Raw genomic sequence first — 20404 nt, forward strand, 5'->3', positions numbered from 1 at the left:
GCCCTGTCAGGACCATGCTGGAATAAAAATGCGTTTCAGTGGAATAAGCTGCTGTGTTTCGAGATCGAGCTTTTCGTACTGCTCAAGCAGGCTTTTCACCAAATCGTCGACGTCCATCAGCGCAGTCGGGATGTTGGCGCGCTCTGCTTCGTAGCGAGCCTCTCGTGTGAACCCACCAGTGCTGACGTAAAGGCCTTTATCCTGAGGGTGGCGACCTCCTAGGAAGCTGCGTACTTCAGGTGCTCCCATGGCGCCTTTGCGATGTTTCACCTCGACCACGATGCGTGGAGCCTCAAATCCAAATCCATCCGGTGAAGCGACGATGTCTTTGCCGCGGTCGGGCCCAACTTCCGAGACTCGGGTCTTGTATCCAAGAGAGCGTAGAAGACCTGCGACGAGTTCTTGCATCTCTTCCCAGGTCAGTGCATTGACCTTGTCCTTGATGAATTCGTGTGCGCGGCTAGCCATGTTCTCGAAAACGTCATCTTCAGCGGCTTCACCCACCGGTGCCGAGATGTCTGCCGGTTGGGGAATATTGCCAGAAAGAGCTTTTTTGAGTTCCGCTGCGACCTCATTTGGCAGCCGAAATAGGGTCGAGATCGACCCGAGGCTATTTCTGCTTTCGACCGACAGAAGGTCTCGGCTGACTTCGCCGTGCCAACGGGTCGATCGAACCTGTGTATCTTCGGGATCAATCGACGCATCATGGCGATAGGCGCTAGAAATTTCACCAACAAGATAGACCCGTCGCGAGGGATCATAGGTGACTACCGTATCGCCAATGCTCATCTCGTTGACAAATCGATGGAGCTGGCCAGCGGCCATGGCCTGACTCTGCGGCTTTGCGCCAACATAGACTTTTGCCAAAGCGTCGGTGATCGCTTTGCGACTTTTTAGATGAGAGAGATCGCCAAGGGCGGGCCAACCGATGGCCACGACAGACTTTGTTTTGAAAGCATCGAACAGGCGGCCATTACGTTCGGCCCGTACCATCCATGATTTGGTCATGCGTATTCCCCCAGTCAGCGAGAATACATTCCTTACTCATTGACTGATTGCAAGGCAGAGATTGACACTCTTTCGAGGACATATTTGCCGTAAGGTGCTGCTTCGGAAATAATTTCCGCATCCTCACCCTTTGAATACCCGCTCGCGATGGTACTGCAGGAATTGCGAATGCGGTCGCTCGTCCGCACGTGTGGGCACCAGCAAGCGTCGCTCCGGATTCATCAGCCGTGAGATCGTGTCCGGCACGCCGCCGCTTGCGATCAGCATGCTGTAATCGTCATCCACCGAAATCAGGCCGCGATCGAACATCCAATGGACCGTCCCTGATAGGGCCAGACCATTGCGGACACTGTCTGGGCCGCCATGCGTGACCGGGCGAATATGGGCGGCTTGAACCTCCGATCGGCCGCCGCCGTTGAAGAGCTTGAGGCCGGTCACGGCGCAGGTGTCGTGGTAGGCTGTCTTGATGGCCGCGGCGAAAGCGCGGTCCCGGAAAGGACGTTGCACGACCTGCGACACGATCCGCCGGTCAACACTGTCGATTTCAAAAGGCATCTGCGGGTTATCGCCAAATCCTATGCGCGCTTCTTCAACCGGATCAGGGGTTGGACGCTCTCGGTCACGATTTCCCAAGATATGAGCAAAGCCGGCAGCCAGGATCATGTCGTACTCGGCGTCGGGAATATTTCGCACGGCGCGGCCGAACGCACCCTTGTTGGTGGAGCCGTCCTCCTTGCGAAGGCCGCTTTCGTAATAGTGGGCCAAGTCCTTGAACGGCACCGCATGGTCGAACGGTAGGAAATCGTCGATGAGTGCGTAGAAATGATCCGGCTTTGACGGATCCGGAACAATGTCGGTGATCCGAGCTGTCGCGAAATATGCCTGCTTGCCGCCGGTCTTCATCAAGTCGCCGCTTGGTCGTCGCGGTTCGTAGTAGACGATCCAGTCACCTCGGGCCGCTTCGACCTGCCGCAGGTAGGTTCGCGGGAAATGATACCGCTGCTCCGGAAGATCGTCGTAGGTCGGAACAAGTTTCGTTGTCAGCACTGCCTTTGACATAGTGTCACTCTTTATGAAACTGCGTATTTGGTACCAGGTTGACGGGTTCTCGAAAATGGGCACGTTTATCGAAGGGGTGCAACCGAAGAGTGTAGATGCGTTACTTAAGTATTTTGACGTAAAAAATAATTTTTGGAAAATATATAGAAGAGATTATAAGTATATTTTGAAGAAATTACTCTGTTGCTCGAGCATAAAATTCCAAAACAACTTGCGGTAAGCATTGTCATTTATTGCGCGTGCGGCGATAATACTTATATCAATCGCGCGAACGCGGTTGATGCTTTTTGCAACCTGCAAGGATCTTTGACATGACGAACAAGACAACAAAACGGGCCACCGCCCGCTTTGACTACGATGCGCTCGACATCGGCGCACAGAGCATGAAGGCGTTGGAAGCCGCAGCCATTGGCATCCAGGCTTTGGGGCGTCGTTCCACGGAACAGGCCTTCGAGCTAGGCGTGCTGCTGGAGCAGGCTTCCGAGCACGTAGAACCGGGCACTTTCGAAAAATGGGTGTCGCAGCGATGCGACATTTCTTCGAAAACAGCCCGGAACTACAGGGGTGTTGCTCGAAACCTTGAGGCTTATCGGGCTCGAGCAGTCGAGCTCGCGATCAGCCCGACAGTCCTTTTCCATCTCGCGTCCGCACCGGAGGAGAAGGTTAAGGCTGCCTTGGCTTTTGCCGAGGAGCATGATGGCATCCGCGTCAGCGAGGTGAAGACCTTGCTTGCGGACGGCTCGGAGACGGCTTCTGACGATGAAGCCGGCGCCGAACTCGCCGACATCGGCGGTCTCGCCGGTCTGCGGGCGCTGATCGACCTCAAGACGAAGAGTGGCGTAGCCGCTTTCGTCGAAAGTGCCGCAGCTCTTGCCGCGGCAGTTGTCAGTGCTCTTGAGAGCAAGGGCAAGCGTCTGCAGAAAACGACACTCGTCCCGGTGCTTGAGCCTTTGGCTCGAGTGGCGAAACGCGGCCTGGGCAATGTTTTGCTTCTCGATGCGCCGGGTGACGTCGACGTCCGCAAGCTCTCGGAAAGCGAGCTTTCTGCCGCGAGCCATTGGTACAAGGTCTTCCAGACGTTGGACCATCTCGGCAACAGGGAGTCGTGGCCCGAAGCCAAAGGGCTTGAAACCTGGTTGCGCCAAGACGTCCTGCTGCTGCTCGACTGGGCAACGTCCCGGACGAAGAAACCCGAATGGCCGCTTGAGGCCCCAGTCGCTCCAAAGTCCGCAGACGCAGTCATGCGAAGTGGCCTTGAGGCGCTTGGCGGCGTGGTACGGGTTGAGGCCCCAAGCCTTGATCCGGCCGATGGCAATGGCGCTGCCGTCCGGGACTTCCAGCCGCCGGCGTTCCTGGCGCGTGCGGTTTCGACAGGGAAGGCTGACGCTGAGCCCTCCAACGTCGTCTCGATGCTTTCGACTGAAAACCCGTCGGGGCTGAGGAAGCCGGCTTGGCTGAAGCCAAAACCCGCCGAGGTCTCGGCGGAATGAACATAAGAAAGGGGGCTTCGGCCCCCTTTCTTGATTCCATCGCCGTCGTCGGTGTGCGGTTACCCGGATGATCGTAGGTCGTGTACGAAGTGTTTGCCACCAAGCGTCCAGCGAAATTCGCGTGTAGGTCCCTCGTTAACCGCGTTCGGGATCCGTTCTCTTTTTGCCGGGGGGATCCTTGAGATCTGGTTCCGGTCCTGTCAGATATGGGCGGCTCCGAAGTGAACGGAGCAAGCGGCCCAAGGCAGCGCGCCAACGCTACCAAGGGCCTGACCCTCAAGCCTTCTGTTGAAAGGAATCGGGCTTTGACCAACCTACACTCTTCGTCCCCTGCGGGGGAAGTTCTGCGCGCCGCGTCCGCGGCTTCTTCCACCGTCAACCACTCGCCGGCATCATCTCTGCGCCGGCACTTTGCCGAGCGCCTCGCTGTTCAGGCGGAGCCGCTGGCGCTGCGCCGTCATCCGCATCTGGTGCGCTACCCCGACATCGAATCGGACTTCGACGTCCTGATCGAAAAGGCCATCGCCGCCATTGCCGAAGGCGAGCCGGTCGAAGACGAGATCCTAGGCCACTACGTCAACATCGCCTCGCTTGTGCGCGCCGTGTCGTTTCGTGAGGGCAAGCTGTTGGAACAGGCCGTCGAGCGGCTTGCCAAGGCCAATCCCGACCTCGTGGTCCTCATGCAGTCGATCAAGTTACCACTGGTGAAGGCGGCGATCGAAGCGGTCGCTGGCAATGACTGGCATCATCTTGAGGAAGTACGGCTCGATTGCGATGCGCCCGCCAAGGGCAGCTACACGCCGGACCTGATCCTTGTGAACCGCGCAAAGCGCGCCGCCTTCGTGCTGGATCTGAAACGCTCGCTCGCGTCTTACGGCGATACCAACCGGCTGGAAGAGCTGAAGCTCAGGATGTTAGCGTCGGCAATGATCTTGCCGGACTGGCTCTACAAGACCCAGAAGCGGCTTATGGTCGAGACAGTGGGCGTTGCCATCATTGATGGCGCGAGCCGCCCGAGCGACCATGCGGCGGGCGTATGGGCACTGTCCGAGATCGACGATCTGCTGGAGATCGATGGCGCGGCCACCTGCATGGCGGAACTGCGTCTGAGGTTCGGGCGCCGCGTGCAGCAGCTTCTGGAGGCCGAGGCGCGACATGCGCTAGGTATTCCGGATGCGGTAACGCCGCTGCCGACATCGGCGGCTGCAAATTCGACATCGTCCCGGCGTCTCGGAATCCTCCGGGCCATCCCCCGCGTCATGATCTATGACGATCCGGCGTGCTGCGATGAGCATCCGTCCGGATGCCGCTGTGGCGACGACGATACGTTCGACGCCGGTCGGGATGACGCGGAGGCAGAAGATGACGCCGCAGCCTCATGGCCTCCGCAGCACATCCGCGTCGGCTTTGCGCGGCGTCTGCTCGACGCCTGAGGGCATCCGTCTTTCGCTCTGACTAAGGTGATGGCTGCGGCGCTAATTCCCGCAGCCCGCCTTTCCCGTTCCCTTCATGCTCTGAAGACGCCGGTGACCAAGATTGGACCGGTGAGGAGATCTTGCGTGTCCGTAGAAAACGTACCCACCCCATCATCGCCGCCCGAATTTCGCGGTCCTGCCAAAACTGGCACTGCTTTGGCCGGCCGGCGTCGTCGCGTTTGCCATGATGACCCGGCGTTGGTCGTGGGCCTCGCGCTAGCCTTCACCCGACACGGGGCCGGCGACGCTGCAGCCGTTCCGCCGATGCTCCTTGATCGGCTGTGCCACCACGCATGGTCTGGCGATCCAGCCTGCCGCCTGGTTCTCGACTGGCTCACTGAGAAAGCAAGCAAGCGGCACGATCTTGTTGACTCTAGCGACAGTCATGCCGCTGCCCAGCACACAGGCCCTGCGGAAATTGTTTCCGCTTCCGCGGCGTTCCCGGTGGAGGAGAACTGATGGATCGTCTGTCTTCATTCCTCCTTCGGCGTCTGCGCCATGTTCAGCGTCGCGAGATCAGGCGGCTAGCTGTCCGCAACGGTCTGCTGATGATGACCACCGCCATCGTCGACGGCCATGTCGTTGGCCGCTACCTTCCGGCCTTCGATCCCTCTCATCTGACGGGCGAGGCAGAGCGAGACCGGCCGTGGATGCGCGATCATTTCGCTGCCTTCCTGATCGGCGCCCCGCAGGATGCGAGCGGCCGACCCGACCTGGGGTCGGCGGCGCCTGTGTGGCCGGCGCAGCTCAGGCTACGCTTGGTCGGGAACGGCGCTGACGATGCTGCACTCGCCTATGCGGTCAGGGTTGTCGCCGAAGCCGGTGAGGTGCTTGGCATCAAAACGATGGCGACTGTCCTGTTGCTCTCGGCGGCCATGGAGGAGTCCGTCGTTGAGTTGCGCGATCTGGTCGCGTTTCTTCGCCAACCGGCCGGGGTCTTCGCCGTGCAGGTGACGGTCGAAGGGTTCGAGCGCGCATTGCCGCACCTAGTCGAAAATACCCCCTTCGTGCCATTCGGTCCGTATGTCGGCATGGCTGCTGATTTCACCTTCGTGGACGAGCTCTGGAGCTATGTGGAAGGCCAAGCCAAACGTGTGTTCCTGCAGATTCCGGTCGCTAAAAGTTATCGGCTAAGCAGTTCGGCCATGCGCGCTCAATTGCTATGGGCCTTGGCGCACGGCTCGCCCGTTCTCGCCGTGGCTGAAACTTATCAAGGCATTCCGGATCAGATCGATCTGACAACCGATGTCCGACTGACCGGTGGAGGGATCAATATCGCATTCCTCGCGGACCTGCTGGAAGCGGTCTATGGTAGCGATGCTGTGTCGCGCCATGACGGCCTGATCGCGGAAATCGATGCGGGCGCCCTGACACTCGATGATCTCGCTATTGCCGTCCGGCCCGGCCGACCGATCCGGTCCAGTATTGAAGCGCTGGTGGGGCTTGCGGTTCATAATCGCGAAGAGCGGGACAACGAGAGGGACAGAGGCGACGCCGTCTCCGCACGGCGGCTGATTACTCAGAGCTCCAGTGAACGGGCAGCGCAGTCGTCGCAGAACCGCGGCGGCAAGGGCGACAGCGCATCGTCGTCGGCAGGTAATCGCAGATCAAAAGCGCAGCCGACGGGCGCCGAAGTTATCCTCCCTGTGCCTGAAGATGGTGAGACGCCGGGAGAGGGCCGGCCGCCGCTGCTAGTGGAGACCCTGACCGGTTACGGTGCAGCGAAAGATTGGGCGTTGGGGCTCAAAGCGGATCTGGCCGATTACCTCGCCGGCGACCTGGCCTGGTCCGACATGAGTACCAAGCTTCTTCTCTCCGGACCGCCGGGAACGGGCAAAACGACGTTTGCGCGCTCCATGTGCAATAGCCTCCGGCTCCCGCTTGTCGTGACGTCCGTTTCGACCTGGCTCCAGGGCGAATATCTGCACGCCGTGCTCGGCCGGATGGCCAACACGTTCGCAGAAGCACGAGCGCAGGCGCCATGTATTCTCTTCATCGACGAGATCGACGGTATCGGAACGCGCGTGTCGGCGTCGCGGCAATATGCCGATTACTGGAACGCATGTGTCAACAAGTTGCTTGAGTTACTCGACGGTGCCGTGAAAACCGACGGCGTTATCGTCGTCGGTGCGACCAACCGGCCGAACGAAATCGACGAGGCCATTCGCAGGTCGGGAAGGCTGGAAACCCATATCGAGATCCCACGCCCCGATATCCCGGCGCTCGCCGGCATCCTCGCACATCATCTTGGTGCAGATCTCGACGTCGTCGCCAAATCGGATACGCAAGAGGGAGGTCAGCCATGACGCGGTTTAGCAAGATCAGTGGCCCCGTAGACGAGCTGGAGATCGTTCTTGACGATGACGATCAGCGCGATAGCGAGGGACCGGATGTGCAGAAGGAGGAAGCGGCAATTGCTCAGGCGCTTCGACGTCTAGCGACGCGGGCGATGGGTCTGACGGGTGCCGACATCGAACGGGTCGTACGAGAGGCAAGGCTGAAGGCGCGCCGTGAACAGCGGCGCCTGACCTATGCCGACATCGAATCCGGCATTCGCGGTCATCGGCCGCAAGTCCCGTACGACGTCCGGTGGCGCTATGCGATCCATGAATCCGGCCATGCCATCGTCCATCACGCCTTGCGTCTTGGCTCCATCAAAGGTCTGACGATCGATACCAATGACGGCGGCCACAATGCTCTGACGTTCGCGACTGGCACACCCGATACCGTGGAATGGTATGGGCGGCTGCTTGCCATGCTCATGGCCGGACGTGCAGCGGAACTCATCGTGCTGAAGACCGTATCCGCGGGCTCCGGCGGCGCGGAGCAGAGCGATCTCGCCCGCGCGACACGCATCGCCCTCGACATGGAACAGGCCCTTGGGTTCGGTGGTCGCAATCCGCTGCTTTATCTCGAACACAAGGATCCGACCGCGATCCTCAGTCGAGACGCCGATCTGGCAAAACGGGTGCACCAACGTCTGGAGTTTGCGCAGGCAAGGGCCACCGAGGTGATTTTCGAACGCCGGGCGGCATTCGACCGGCTTGTCCGTGCGCTGTTCGATGCCCAGGCGCTCGATGGCGATGCGGTGATGGACATCCTGGCCCCCACCTCCTAGACCTATGTGGGGACAGGGGAGGTCAGGATGTCTGTGGCGGTCATTGCTCACTGCGACTGGAGTATCGACCGGAAAAAGCGGTGGATGTGCGTCGCCGTCCGACAGGCGACGAGGTGGATTTTGTCGGCGCCGGAGCCTGTCGGCGAAACAAAGGACCTCATCCCTCGGCTTCGAAGCCGTGCCGAAACGGACGCCGCGCTGCTGATAGGGTTCGATTTCCCGATTGGCCTGCCGGCGGCTTATGGTAGAGCAACGGGTCTCGCCGACTTCCGCTCTGCCTTGCGAGCTTTTGGCGCCGGGCGCTTCGAGCGGTGGTTCGACGTCGCGGAGCATCGCATCGACATCGCCATCGATCGTCCCTTCTATCCCATGCGGCCGGGCGGGACGCAGCGCCGACACCTGTTCGATGCCTTGGGCGTCGGAAGCGGCCGTGAGCTTCTGCGCCGTTGCGAGCGTGCAACGGCGGATCGGGGCGATGCCTGCATGCTGTTTTGGACGTTGGGCGGGAATCAAGTCGGAAAAGCAGCCATCAGCGGCTGGCGAGAGATCATCATCCCGAACGTTTTGGAGCTAGCTCTTTGGCCTTTCGACGGAGCCTTGCTGAACTCACAAAGCCCGGAGCAACTGTTGTTGCTGAAACGTACCCAGGAGATGTCTACGGGCAACTTGGCATTCTTCGGCGCCGCGCGTGGAGCAAGCGACAGCAGGCTGGCCGTCGTGCCGCCGGAGGCCAACTTCTCCGATGGTTGGCCGACCGGCCGCACATCGACGGCGCGGCGCTGGAGGCAACGATCATCGATGGGTTTGGGATAGACAAGACCGGTGAGGATCGGTTCGATGCCGTCGTTGGGCTGCTCGGAATGCTCGATGTCGTCGAGCGGCGCCGCAGTGAAGGAGTGCCAGACGACGATGACGTCGCGACCTGGGAAGGTTGGATACTCGGCCAGCGGCCATGAGATCAACGGATCGGCTCTGCGCAACCTGAAACAACCTGATGTCGGTTGCTGGCAACCTTAAACAAATTGCGCTCATTTGATTCAGACTGATGGGCGAACGATTCCAGGTTCCAGACTGACGTTTCGATAGTTCACGCCAACGATTCCAAACCGCAATATTTCGATTCGCGGATTTGAGAGGAAGCTCCAGGCGTCTCTACTTGCCATCGTCTGGGCAAGCGGTGACCCGGCAATGGCTTGCCGGCAACTTGTTTCGACATGCGCTCAACGCGAGTCAAATTGCGCTCATTCGATTCAAAGACCCGGAATTCCGATTCAGAACACGATGATTCCGTTGCCGCGACAAACGGCTTGCGCCGGTCCGCCGGTCCTCTGACCATGGAAGTGCCATCCATAACAACACAGGGAGCGAGACATGGCACGACAGAGTGACGGCGAGCGAAAGGCGAGGCAGAAGGAGCGGCAACAGCGGCTCCGAGATCGGCATCGGGCGGAGCGACGCCCGGATCGCGACGATGTCGCGCGGGCGATGCTGTTCTGGACGATCACCAGCTATCTCGAACAGAGGCAACCGGACTGGATAGAAGAGTTGGCCGACGCCGTTGTCGGGGTTCTCGTCGACCAAGGATTTGACGAGCGGGCAGCGGACGAGGTCTTCGATGATCTCGTTGGTCGCTACGCCCGCGACGACCAACCCTTCCGACGCAAGGTTCACCTGAAAGGCTGAGGCTCTCGCATCGATCTGCTCAGCTTGTTCACCAGCTTTTTGCAAACGGCGTTCTCACAAGGGGACTTCGTCCCCCCGTTACTTCATGAAACGCCGTTTGCAAGTGAATCGGTTTTTTCAGACTTTGCAGCCTATATGGCCAGTCAGTTACCGCACTTTAATCGCCATCACATAGCCCGCATGCCCCGCATCCGCGGGAAACGTAACAACAGCTATGTGAATGGAAATGAACGAATTTTCTGCGAAAACCTTTCAACGCAAGATCAAAGCTTTTTGCCAGCTTCGCCTCGCGCCGGTGCTGAGCGTCGATGAACTACATCGACTGAGTAACTACCTGTACTCCCTTATTGAGGCGAGGCGGTCAGCGCCTCGAATGAACGGCAAGACCGACTGGGACGTCGTTGCAGCCGCGTCCGGCATTGACGCTACCGAACTCGCTGCGAACGAGCGGCGGATCGATCCTGCCCTTGATGCGATCGCTCGGTGGATCCGAGATACTCATCTCGCCGCCGGTGTCGAGAACGCTGAAGTGCGTAAACCAGCGAAGACGTCGAGGGCGAGAGCGGCGGCGCGAACGGTTAATCGCGTGGCGCCGCAAGCGCCGGAGCCACCATCAAAGCCGAAGCCTGGCGGCGTGGCGTCCGCCCGCGTCACCGTCGAGTTTCCTGAAGCCCTCTTCAAAGTCTGGGAGGATCCGACGGACTTCGCGGAAGCACTACAACCTCATCTTCGGCGACATGGAGAAACCTACTGGACGCTTTATCGCGGCATCATCGGCGCAGATGATCTGACGGACAAGAATACGCTGTTGAGCTGGATCGAAGGCCGCCGCGTACCGCGCAGCACCGAGAGTTTCCACGTGCTATCCCGCATTGAGCGCCGCTACAGGCTGCCGGAGGGCTACTTCAAGGCAAAGCTTCCGCACCCGTCACGATCCGCTTCGGGTTTTAATCTGTCCGGGATCGAACCGGCGGAGCGGCGCCGGCTCGCGTGGCACCTTCCGGAGGATTTTAACGCGCTGCCATTTCAGAAGCGTGAAGAGATCGTCGACTGGGTTCGGCGGGTTATCATCAGCGGCTCGACCGACTACAGAAAATTTCAGGCAGCCGCCGCCAAGCAGCGGTACGCGATCCGCTTTCCAGGCGTATCCTATGGCGGTCGGGCGCCGAGGGATGGGAAAATCCTTGTTCCCGCGAACTACGAGGAAACGTGGATAGAAGATCCCGACCTGCTGTCTGGTGTCATCGAGGCGCCACCGGCGTTGGCGATGGAAATGGCCGACCTTGTGCGCTTCAAGACTTCGGCTCTCACGTCGGTTGGTTTCCAGCGAAACGGTGTCTGGGGCGAGGAGACGGCGTCTCAGAAGATCGAGCATCTCGGGCTCATGTTCGGCGCCCTTGCCGCGGCCAAAGACGGGGAGGTCCGGGGTAATGGCGTGCCGCTGCGTCAACTGACCTTCGGACTGTTGCTCTTTCCCGGCGTGTGGGACTGGTATTTGCAATGGCGTGAAACGCGGCGCGGCTTCTATACCGCCTGGGAGGTGGATATGCTGCGAATTGCCTTGGCGATTACCAAGGAAGACACCGGATGGCTTCGCCAACATCCCGAGCTTCTCGCTCGCGTTCAGCCGATCGCCGGTCTTGTCTCGCAGAACGAAATCGACTATGCTTATGCGGATTGGCATGGTGCCTGCGACGATTTCCACAAACATGCTGCTCATCGTGTGAAGGAGATCCAGCGGATTGCCCGCGTCCACCGCGATCCGTTCGAGCCGATCATGCCGGTCCTCGAGGCGGCAAGTCCTGTCGGCGAGTACCGCAAGATAACTGAAGAGATCATCCGCCTGATGCCGGATGAACATCGGTATCCTCGGTCTGCCGCGGAGGCTGTTCGCGCGTTTTTGATGCTGAGGCTGGGCTTGCATCTTGGGCTGAGGCAGAAAAATCTGCGCCAGCTCATGCTTTGCCCCAAAGGTCATGTGCCCCGTTCCGAGCGTGTTCTGGAAAAGATGAAGCGCGGCGAGATGCGCTGGAGCGACCGCGAAGGTGGCTGGGAAGTGTTCATCCCAGCGGTCGCGTTCAAGAACGCTCACTCATCGTTCTTTGGCGATAAGCCGTTTCGCCTTATCCTGCCGGACCTCTTGGATTTGTACGAATACATCGACGCCTATGTCGAACGGCATCGCGCGCTACTCCTGCGATCGGCCGCCGATCCCGGCACTTTCTTCGTCAAGACCGTCAAGACGACCAGCACCGATGCCGCTTACGACGTCACAACCTTCTACGAGGCCTGGCGTCTGACTATCCAGCGTTACGGGATCTACAACCCTTACACTGGGCGAGGCGCGATCAAGGGGCTATTGCCGCATGGTCCCCACAACGTGCGCGACGTGCTTGCGACCCACATCCTGAAGCAGACCGGCTCCTACGAGCAGGCGAGCTATGCAATCCAGGACACCGCCGAGATGGTTGCCAAGCACTATGGGCGCTTCCTTCCCCAGGACAAGGCAGCGCTCGCCGCCCGTATTCTCAATCAGGTCTGGGAGGCCGCATAGCTTCAACGAGACGTCGGAAATTATTTCCGACGTCTCGACTCGGTTTTGGCCTCGCGTGCCCAGGGCGGCGGCAAACGTTGTTCGATCCACGGCAGCAGCCTGATGGGTTTTGGTTCGATGCCAGACGTGATGATAGGATACTTGCTGAGGGCGTCGCGCATGAGTGGAAGTCCGGCCGGGTTGGTATAGCGGAGACTGGTCTCATCGCCTTCGCCTAATCGGCCCGAAATATCATTGATGATTAGTGGCGCAACCCCTGCCTGGAGGAGTGTATCCGCCATGCCGTGACGGAGCGCGTGGAAGGCGCGCTTCCACATTTTATCTCCCAAGGACCGTGCCATCATCGGGAGGAAGACGTCGTAGAAACGGTCGCCCGGATCATTCGTTGTCTTGTGGGAAATAAGGTCCGGGAACACGGCCTTGTATCCCAGCGTCTGTAGAGCAACGCAGTAATCCATGAAGCCCAAACGGATCAATTCGTCGGGAAGAGGCAGCACTCGCTCCGATTGCTCGGTCTTCAATCGCCGAAACTCGTTCGTGCGAAGGACGATCACGAGACCATCGTCATCTTCCTCGATATCGTTCAATGAAAGACCAGCGAACTCCTTTCTGCGGGCGCCAAGATAGGTGAACATGATGGGCAGGAAATAGGCCGCGTCATGGAAGACGTGTGGGCCCGGCTTGCCGCGGCCGCGATCGTGGTTCAGGGAGCCGGTATAGACCGGGCAGGAGAAAAGCGGCCGGATCTCGTCTGGTTTCGGCTTGTGTTGTTGCCTGCGGATAGAGCCGGCCTTGGGCTTTTTCGGTCTCAGACCCTCGAAGCTCCAATCGTCGAGTTCAAAGCCGTGCCCGCGCACATGCTTGAGGAAGTGGTTCAGGTTTCCGAAGTGCTTGCGGATAGTCGCGGCGCTTAAGCCGACGGCCGCCTCCTTGCCCTCCGTCTCGGCCTGCTCGCGCAGCTTCTCCCCTTCGGCTCGTAGCTCGGGTGCCGACATCGCCCTCATTCTGGCGCTCTGTCCCCAACGCGTCGGAATGTTATTGAAGTGCTGGCGCAGCTTGCCGAGGTGGTATTGGCTGATCTGACCGGTATGCTCGATGCCGTATTCTTCAAGCACGCTCTTGAACATGCGAACCAGAGCGCGGGCATCGCGTGCCGTACTGTCGTCCCAGGCGTCCTTCATGTTCTGGGCGAGCTTTTCGCATTCGGCCTCGAAATCCGCGACCCGAATAACCGGCTGCGTTTTCACACCATCGTCGCTTTCGATAGCAGCGTGTCGCGGTGATGGAGATAGATCGAGCACAGCGAACGGGAAGGGCTCGGGAGGGCTTGGTGGCGAAGCATCTTCGACCGGAATCGCGATCAGGGGTGCCGGTGGCATGGCGATCTCAGGCGCCTGTTCGTAGGCAACAGGATGCGGCTTTGGCCTTGACCCGCCTGTGAGTTCGCTGAGATTTCGGTCTGCGAGAGGATGCCTCTCTGCAACGTCGAACAGCGCTTCTGCCCGACCGCTGAAATAGGCCTTCATTGCCTTTTCGTGGTTGAGGGCGTTTTGGCTGATATCGAACTGATGCATCAGCATTCGAATTCCATCCTGGAAGCCACGGGTGTTCGCCTCATGGAGCAATTCGATATAGTTCGATCTGATCGCAAAGATATGTGAGGCAGGGACCCCGTTTTCGAGCAGGTACCTGGATCCGCTGCAGCCGTCCTTCAGTGTCAGGTTCTGGCGGATGCCAAACAATGCGAGCAGCTTGTATGCCCAGCCATTCTCCAGATCGAGTTCCAGTTCCTCGATGTCAGCCGGGCGGCCATAGCGTCTTGCGACGATCGAGATGTCTTCGAGATGCAGGAGCATCACGTCCCGTTCATGTTCGCAAAGCTTTTGGAGCTGCGCCTTCGACATTGGTTCCTTCGATTTCATCTTCAGTTCGGCCATCAGCGTGTTGAGCTTTCTGCCGATGACTTCAGCCTTTTTATGATCGGAACAATGAAGGCTCAGTGAAAGCCGGCTGCCCGGCTGGCACCGTGCGAAAGAAGCTGGAACACGTGCGCGCCAGTAAAAGATGTTGCCGCGGCGAATTAGGTTCTCGACGTCGTGGCGGACCGCCATGAGATTCTTGCCCTTGCCTGCCACCGGCGACGCCGCGACGTGGGTCGCATGGGCATCACCTGTGGGCTACAGTTCTGGGCATCAGGTCGCCAATGATGCCAAAACGATATCCGGCACGACTGGAAAATCAAGGAATTAAGGGGATTTAGAGAGAATTGGCTGGGGAACCTGGACTCGAACCAAGATTAACGGAGTCAGAGTCCGTCGTTCTACCATTGAACTATTCCCCAGCAGGTGCGGCGCTCGAAGCGCTCCGCTGGTGTGCGGCGCTTATAAACAAAACTTGGCGGAATGCAAATACCTGTTTTGAAAAAAATCGAACCTTGTTGTGGAGCGATCGTAACCCCTTTGTAAAGGCATCCTAAAAAGAGTTTGGTGTTTCGGCCCGGCGCTGGTATTCTTGCCGCAACGCAAAATCGAATGAGCGCCAGCTGCATACCTTTCTGGACTTGCGCGGCGCGATGGATAACGAACGTGAAAGACCCCGAAGGCGGCGTGAAGCCGCAACTTGACGGGGCGTCGGCGGCAGGTCGTGGGGATGGTAAAAAATCCCGGCGCCGCAAGGGCAAGCGAGGCGGGCATTCCCGCAACGCGGCTCCTCCCGCCCAGCATGTCTCTTCCGGTGAACTCGGAGAGACCGCGCGCCCAACGGATCATGTCGCCGGGAATCCGGCCCGAAAGCGCAAGCGCCGCCGTGGTGCGGGTGGACCTTCCGAAGCTGCGTCTAAAAGACCCCAGGGTGAAGACAAGATTGTCGCGGCCGACCAGCCTGCGCGCCCGGACGGCGACACGCCACCCAGCCGTCGAAATCGTCGCAAGCATCGCGGCAAGCGCGGTCTGCAGGGGCGTCCACTCGCCCAGCAGAAGCCTGCCGCCCAGGTGCAGCCGCAGCCATCGGCTCCGGTCGCGCGATCCGGCGGTGACAACCGGACGGCGGAAGCGCCCGGGCGCACCCAGCGGCCGGCCGAGCGGGACCAGCAGCGGTCCACACCGGCGCAACATCCCTGGCCGGACGAACTCTATGCCGCTCTCGATCTCGGCACCAACAACTGCCGCCTGCTGATTGCCCAGCCGACGCGGCCCGGGCAGTTTCGCGTCGTTGACGCCTTTTCGCGCATCGTGCGCCTCGGGGAAGGGCTCGCGGCAAGCGGCCGGCTTTCCGACGACGCCATGGATCGCGCGGTCGATGCCTTGCGCGTCTGCGCCTCGAAGCTGAAGAATCGCGAAATCCGCCGCATGCGGCTGATCGCGACCGAGGCCTGCCGGCAGGCAAGCAACGGAGCTGAGTTTCTCGAGCGCGTCGTCACCGAAACCGGTCTCGAGCTCGAGGTCATCGATCGTGAGACCGAAGCGCGGCTCGCCGTTTCCGGCTGCTCGTCGCTCGTCGGTCGCGAAACGCGGTCGGTCGTCCTCTTCGATATCGGCGGCGGCTCTTCGGAAATCGCGGTCATTCGCATCGGCGACAGCCGCTTCAATCGCCTTGCCAATCACATCACCCACTGGACGTCCTTGCCGGTCGGCGTCGTCACGCTGTCGGAGCGCCACGGCGGCCGGGATGTGACGCCCGATGTTTTCGAAGGCATGGTGGCGGAAGTGGCAGGCATGCTTTCCGGCTTCGATTGCCCGGCCATCGACATCGGCCAGGCGGATGATTTTCATCTGATCGGCACATCGGGAACGGTCACGACGCTCGCGGGCGTTCATCTCGATCTGCCGCGCTACGACCGCCGCAAGGTGGATGGCATCTGGCTTTCCGACGACGAGGTCTCGGCGATGCAGGCAAAGCTGTTGTCGTGGGATTTCGAAAGCCGTGCGGCCAATCCGTGCATCGGGCCGGATCGTGCCGATCTGGTGCTCGCCGGCTGCGCCATTCTCGAGGCGATCCGTCGCCGCTGGCCGAGCCCGCGCATGCGGGTGGCCGATCGCGGCTTGAGGGAAGGCCTGTTGACAGACATGATGGCGGACGACGGCGTCTGGCGGCGCCACCGCAACCGCCGCGGCCAACGCGGCAAATAGGGGACAGGGCATGGCGAAGCCAACGATTGCGGGCAACCGCACCGGCCGCAAACTCGGCCAGCGCGTCAAGAACAAGAAGATGAAGGCGTCGTCGCGGCAGTGGCTGCAGCGCCACATCAACGATCCCTACGTGCAACGCGCCCAGCTTGAGGGTTATCGCGCACGCGCCGCCTTCAAGCTGCTGGAGATCGACGAGAAGCACAGTATCCTGAAGGGCGCGCGCCGCATCATCGACCTTGGTGCTGCCCCGGGCAGTTGGTCGCAGATCGCCGCCAAGGTTACCGGTTCCACGGATGACGATACCCGCGTCGCCGCGATCGACTTCCTGGAGATGGCTCCGCTGCCGGGCGTAAAGATCCTCCAACTGGACTTCCTCGATCCCTCGGCGCCGGCCCAGCTGATCGAAGCTGTCGGCGGTACGCCGGATCTGGTGCTTTCGGATATGGCGGCGCCGACGACAGGCCACCACCGCACCGACCACCTGCGCACCATGCATCTTTGCGAAGTGGCAGCCCATTTCGCTATCGAGGTGTTGGGCGAGGGCGGCCATTTCCTGGCGAAGACCTTCCAGGGCGGCACCGAGCGCGACCTTCTCAACATGCTGAAGCGGCATTTCAAGCAGGTCGTCCACGTCAAGCCGGCCTCGTCGCGGGCGGAATCGGTCGAAATGTTCCTGCTCGCGAAGCACTTCAAGGGCCGTCAAGCCGAACCTGACGTTACGGAAGCTTGATCTTTGGGCTGTTCTTGGGTGATGATCGGTCTCCCAAGACCTGGAATGCCCGGCCACCATGCTCTTATACCTGACCCTCGGAACCAACGACATCGATCAGGCACGACGATTCTACGATATCGTCCTGCCGCTTCTCGGCTATCGACGCCAACGCCACTCGGAAGAGGAAATCGGTTACTCCGCCGACGGCGATACCCGCTGCCGGCTCTGGATCGTCACGCCCTTCAACCGCAGGCGGGCCACGAGCGGCAACGGTTCGATGGTGGCGCTGCATGCCGATCGACGCGCCGATGTCGATGCGTTTCATGCCGCGGCGCTTGCGGCCGGCGGCATTGACGAGGGAGCGCCGGGCTTGCGGCCGTTCCATGCCAACTTCTACGCTGCCTATGTCCGCGATCCCGATGGCAACAAGCTGAGCGCCGTCTGCGAGAACCCGGAATAGACCTACTTCACGGCCTGCTGTTCGGCTTCGATCGTCGCTGGCGTCACCCGCGCGGCGCGATGGCCGGAGACGAGCGCGCCGGCGCTCTTGTCCATCCGGATGAAGGGAATGGTCGCCACGACCGTCAGGATCGCGATCACGTAGAAGGCGACGTGGAAGTCGGCCACCTGCAGCGCCTCGCCACGGAAATAGATCGAGGTTTCCAGGATCGCGGCGGCAACGGCGACGCCGAGTGCCAGGCTGATCTGCTGCATGACCGAGCTCATTGACGTTGCCTGACTGGCCTGCGCATCGTCGATATCTGCGAACGCCAGGGCGTTGACGCCGGTAAAGAAGAACGACCGTGAGAAACCGCCGACCAGAAGGATGGCGATGATTACGAGATGCGGCGTCTGCGGGGTAAAGAAGCCGGTTGCGACCGTCACGATCGTCGTGACAGCTGCCGCTGAAAGCAAGGTCGTGCGGAAGCCGGCCGCCGCAAAGACGCGACGCGCCATGAACTTGGTGGTGATCGCGCCGATCGCGCCGGCAAAGGTGATAAGGCCGGATTGGAACGGCGTCAGGCCGAAGCCGAGCTGCAGCATCAGCGGCGTCAGGAACGGCATGGCGCCTATACAGATGCGAAACAGCGTGCCGCCCGTGGTCGATGCCCGGAAGGTCGGGGTACGGAAGAGTTTCAGGTTGAGGATCGGCGCTGGATGCCGCTTGGCATGGCGAACGTAGAGAAAGCCGCAGACGAGGCCGATCACCGTGGCCGTGATGCCGATGATGGGCGGCAGCGCCGGCAGGCTGACGACGGAGAGGCCGAAGACCACACCGGCCGCCGAAAACGACGTCAGCACGAAGCCGACGACGTCAAGCTTCGGCGGCGCGGTCGCTTCTACTTCCGGCAGGAAGATTGTTGCCAGCCAGACGCCGATGATGCCGACCGGCACGTTGATCAGGAAGATCCAGTGCCAGCTGAAGTAGGTGGTGATGAAGCCGCCGAGCGGCGGTCCGGCCAGCGGCCCGACCAGCGCCGGAATGGTCAGCAGCGCCATGGCCGAAACCAGCTCGCTGCGCTTCGTCGTTCGTAGCAACACCAGGCGACCGACCGGCGTCATCATCGCGCCGCCCATGCCCTGCAGGAAGCGAGCGACGACGAACTCGATCAGGCCGGACGAGGCCGCGCAACAGATAGAGCCGACGACGAAGACGCAGATGGCGAGGCGGAAGATGCGCTTGGCGCCGAACCTGTCCGCCATCCAGCCGCTGATCGGAATGAACACCGCGAGCGACACCATGTAGGAGGTCAGCGCCAGCTTCAGCGTGATCGGCCCGACATGAAGGTCGTTGGCGATGGCGGGAAGGGCGGTCGCGATTACGGTGGAGTCCATCTGCTCCATGAAGAGAGCGACGGCGAGGATCAGGGGAACAATGCGGTTCATACGCGAATGCCTTGAAGGTCTTGCGAAGGCGGCTCGGAAAGCCAGTGCTCTGTAGTCCTCGGCAAAGCCGCTGCCAACCTTTCATTCCGGTTCGGGAACACGTTTGCATCACGTCTGCGTGAGACAACTTGCGCTGAAGTTGCGATGCCCGAAATTGACATCTGTTTGTTTCGGCTCGCTGCAATAAGCGGCGGGTCGGTTCCGATTTTGGGGGCTTGCGGCCAGAGCGCCGCGCGTTATTGGAAGGATGGGGACATGACCGCACCGTTGGGGATGAGACGGCGTACGCTGTTCGTCGCGGGCATCAGCCTGCTGGCGGCGCCGATGATTTTGAAAGAGACGGCCGCAATGGCCGCAAGTGGAGACAACACCAAGATGGATGCGACACCGCAGCCCCAGTTCAATCAGTTCAAGCTCGGCTCCTTCAAGTTCACCGTCTTCAAGGACGGCGCCACGATTGCCGAAAAGCCCTATGAAACCTTCGGAACCAACCAGAAGCCGGAAACCGTCCAGGAACTGCTCGCGAAGAATTTCCTGCCGGGCGATAAGTTCGTCAACTCTTACGCCCCGACGCTGATCGACACCGGTTCGGATGTGATCCTCGTCGACACCGGCTTTGGTGAAGGCGGCCGCGCCCGCGGCAGTGGCCTGCTTCGCGATGGGTTAAAGGCGGCCGGTTATTCGCCCGACGATATTACGGTGGTCGCGCTGACGCACCTGCATGGCGATCACATCGGCGGCCTGCTGGAAGGCGGCAAGCCTGCCTTCAAGAATGCACGATATGTCATCGGCCAGATCGAGTACGACTTCTGGACCGACAAGGCCCGCGAAGGTACGCCGGCCGAAGGCGGTCACAAGGCGGTTCTCGCCAACGTCGTGCCGCTTGCCGAGAAGGCGACGTTCATTGGCGATGGCGGGACCATCGCAAGCGGCATCACGGCTATGCTGGCACCGGGCCATACGCAGGGTCACATGGTTTTCCATGTCGAATCCGAGGGCAAGCGCCTGGTCGCAACGGGCGATACCGCCAATCACTATATCCTGTCGCTGCAGAAGCCCGACTGGGAGGTCCGTTTCGATATGGACAAGGCCCAGGCCGCCGCAACCCGTCGCAAGGTGTTCGGCATGATCGCCGCCGAGAAGATCGCCTTTGTCGGCTATCACATGCCGTTCCCTTCGGTCGGCTTCGTGGAAACCTACGAGGACGGCTATCGCTTCGTTCCGAAGACCTATCAGTTCGACCTGTGAAGTCGCTGCATGGCAGCCATACCAGGCCCGGCGGATACGCCGG

The 20404-nt window shown here is 60.5% G+C and carries 16 protein-coding genes and 1 tRNA gene; 10 read left to right on the forward strand and 7 right to left on the reverse strand.

The annotated features are described in order from the left end of the window. Positions 1 to 6 precede the first annotated feature (6 nt). Both ASE04_RS24980 and ASE04_RS24985 read right to left on the reverse strand, forming a co-directional pair. A complete protein-coding gene (locus tag ASE04_RS24980) occupies positions 7 to 1008 on the reverse strand; it encodes a restriction endonuclease (RefSeq protein ID WP_244490488.1) in 1002 nt (333 codons plus the stop codon). Between the two features lie 123 nt (positions 1009 to 1131). After that, on the reverse strand, positions 1132 to 2067 hold the full coding sequence (locus ASE04_RS24985) for an HNH endonuclease (RefSeq protein WP_056824388.1): 936 nt from the start codon (positions 2065 to 2067) through the stop codon (positions 1132 to 1134). A 311-nt stretch (positions 2068 to 2378) separates the two neighbouring features. Here ASE04_RS24985 and ASE04_RS24995 point away from each other — a divergent pair, with 311 nt between their 5' ends. Both ASE04_RS24995 and ASE04_RS25000 read left to right on the forward strand, forming a co-directional pair. Then, complete coding sequence (locus ASE04_RS24995) at positions 2379 to 3557, forward strand: hypothetical protein (RefSeq protein WP_056824393.1); 1179 nt, start codon at positions 2379 to 2381, stop codon at positions 3555 to 3557. Positions 3558 to 3862: 305 nt separating this feature from the next. Next, entirely contained in the window at positions 3863 to 4990 is a 1128-nt protein-coding gene (locus ASE04_RS25000; protein ID WP_056825726.1) for a hypothetical protein, read from the forward strand. Positions 4991 to 5248: 258 nt separating this feature from the next. On the opposite strand, the gene ASE04_RS25005 is transcribed toward ASE04_RS25000, so the two are convergent. Continuing rightward, a complete protein-coding gene (locus tag ASE04_RS25005; protein ID WP_156408891.1) occupies positions 5249 to 5419 on the reverse strand; it encodes a hypothetical protein in 171 nt (56 codons plus the stop codon). Positions 5420 to 5490: 71 nt separating this feature from the next. Here ASE04_RS25005 and ASE04_RS25010 point away from each other — a divergent pair, with 71 nt between their 5' ends. Together ASE04_RS25010 and ASE04_RS25015 are read left to right on the forward strand one after the other, a co-directional pair. After that, on the forward strand, positions 5491 to 7338 hold the full coding sequence (locus tag ASE04_RS25010; RefSeq protein WP_056824400.1) for an AAA family ATPase: 1848 nt from the start codon (positions 5491 to 5493) through the stop codon (positions 7336 to 7338). Then, on the forward strand, positions 7335 to 8150 hold the full coding sequence (locus tag ASE04_RS25015) for an ATP-dependent Zn protease (RefSeq protein ID WP_056824406.1): 816 nt from the start codon (positions 7335 to 7337) through the stop codon (positions 8148 to 8150). Before ASE04_RS25010 ends, ASE04_RS25015 begins: the two co-directional genes overlap by 4 nt. Before the next feature lie 509 nt (positions 8151 to 8659). Here the strand turns inward: ASE04_RS25015 and ASE04_RS30840 are convergent. Further along, positions 8660 to 9112, reverse strand: a complete 453-nt coding sequence (locus ASE04_RS30840) for a hypothetical protein (protein WP_156408892.1) — start codon at positions 9110 to 9112, stop codon at positions 8660 to 8662. A 409-nt stretch (positions 9113 to 9521) separates the two neighbouring features. Between ASE04_RS30840 and ASE04_RS30395 the strand changes: the two genes are divergently transcribed. Then, entirely contained in the window at positions 9522 to 9833 is a 312-nt protein-coding gene (locus tag ASE04_RS30395) for a hypothetical protein (protein ID WP_082597477.1), read from the forward strand. 220 nt (positions 9834 to 10053) lie between these two features. Continuing rightward, positions 10054 to 12387: a hypothetical protein gene (locus ASE04_RS25030; protein WP_056824412.1), complete on the forward strand. Its 2334-nt coding sequence runs from the start codon at positions 10054 to 10056 to the stop codon at positions 12385 to 12387. Between the two features lie 20 nt (positions 12388 to 12407). Here the strand turns inward: ASE04_RS25030 and ASE04_RS25035 are convergent, their stop codons facing one another. Continuing rightward, positions 12408 to 14309 carry an integrase gene (locus tag ASE04_RS25035; RefSeq protein ID WP_244490489.1) on the reverse strand — a complete coding sequence of 634 codons (1902 nt, stop codon included), beginning with the start codon at positions 14307 to 14309 and terminating at the stop codon, positions 12408 to 12410. A 345-nt stretch (positions 14310 to 14654) separates the two neighbouring features. Next, positions 14655 to 14728, reverse strand: a tRNA-Gln gene (locus tag ASE04_RS25040). Positions 14729 to 14972: 244 nt separating this feature from the next. Between ASE04_RS25040 and ASE04_RS25045 the strand changes: the two genes are divergently transcribed. The 3 genes from ASE04_RS25045 to ASE04_RS25055 are packed head-to-tail and all read left to right on the forward strand — an operon-like array spanning position 14973 to position 17686. Further along, complete coding sequence (locus tag ASE04_RS25045; protein WP_056824417.1) at positions 14973 to 16514, forward strand: Ppx/GppA phosphatase family protein; 1542 nt, start codon at positions 14973 to 14975, stop codon at positions 16512 to 16514. 10 nt (positions 16515 to 16524) lie between these two features. Beyond that, positions 16525 to 17244, forward strand: coding sequence for an RlmE family RNA methyltransferase (locus ASE04_RS25050; RefSeq protein WP_056824420.1), 720 nt, complete (start codon positions 16525 to 16527; stop codon positions 17242 to 17244). A 58-nt stretch (positions 17245 to 17302) separates the two neighbouring features. Then, positions 17303 to 17686 carry a VOC family protein gene (locus tag ASE04_RS25055; RefSeq protein WP_056824423.1) on the forward strand — a complete coding sequence of 128 codons (384 nt, stop codon included), beginning with the start codon at positions 17303 to 17305 and terminating at the stop codon, positions 17684 to 17686. 2 nt (positions 17687 to 17688) lie between these two features. On the opposite strand, the gene ASE04_RS25060 is transcribed toward ASE04_RS25055, so the two are convergent. Beyond that, on the reverse strand, positions 17689 to 19113 hold the full coding sequence (locus ASE04_RS25060) for a DHA2 family efflux MFS transporter permease subunit (protein WP_056824426.1): 1425 nt from the start codon (positions 19111 to 19113) through the stop codon (positions 17689 to 17691). 255 nt (positions 19114 to 19368) lie between these two features. Between ASE04_RS25060 and ASE04_RS25065 the strand changes: the two genes are divergently transcribed. Further along, complete coding sequence (locus tag ASE04_RS25065; RefSeq protein WP_056824428.1) at positions 19369 to 20361, forward strand: MBL fold metallo-hydrolase; 993 nt, start codon at positions 19369 to 19371, stop codon at positions 20359 to 20361. Positions 20362 to 20404 lie beyond the last annotated feature (43 nt).

The organism is Rhizobium sp. Root708, assembly GCF_001429725.1.
Taxonomy (GTDB): Bacteria; Pseudomonadota; Alphaproteobacteria; order Rhizobiales; family Rhizobiaceae; genus Rhizobium.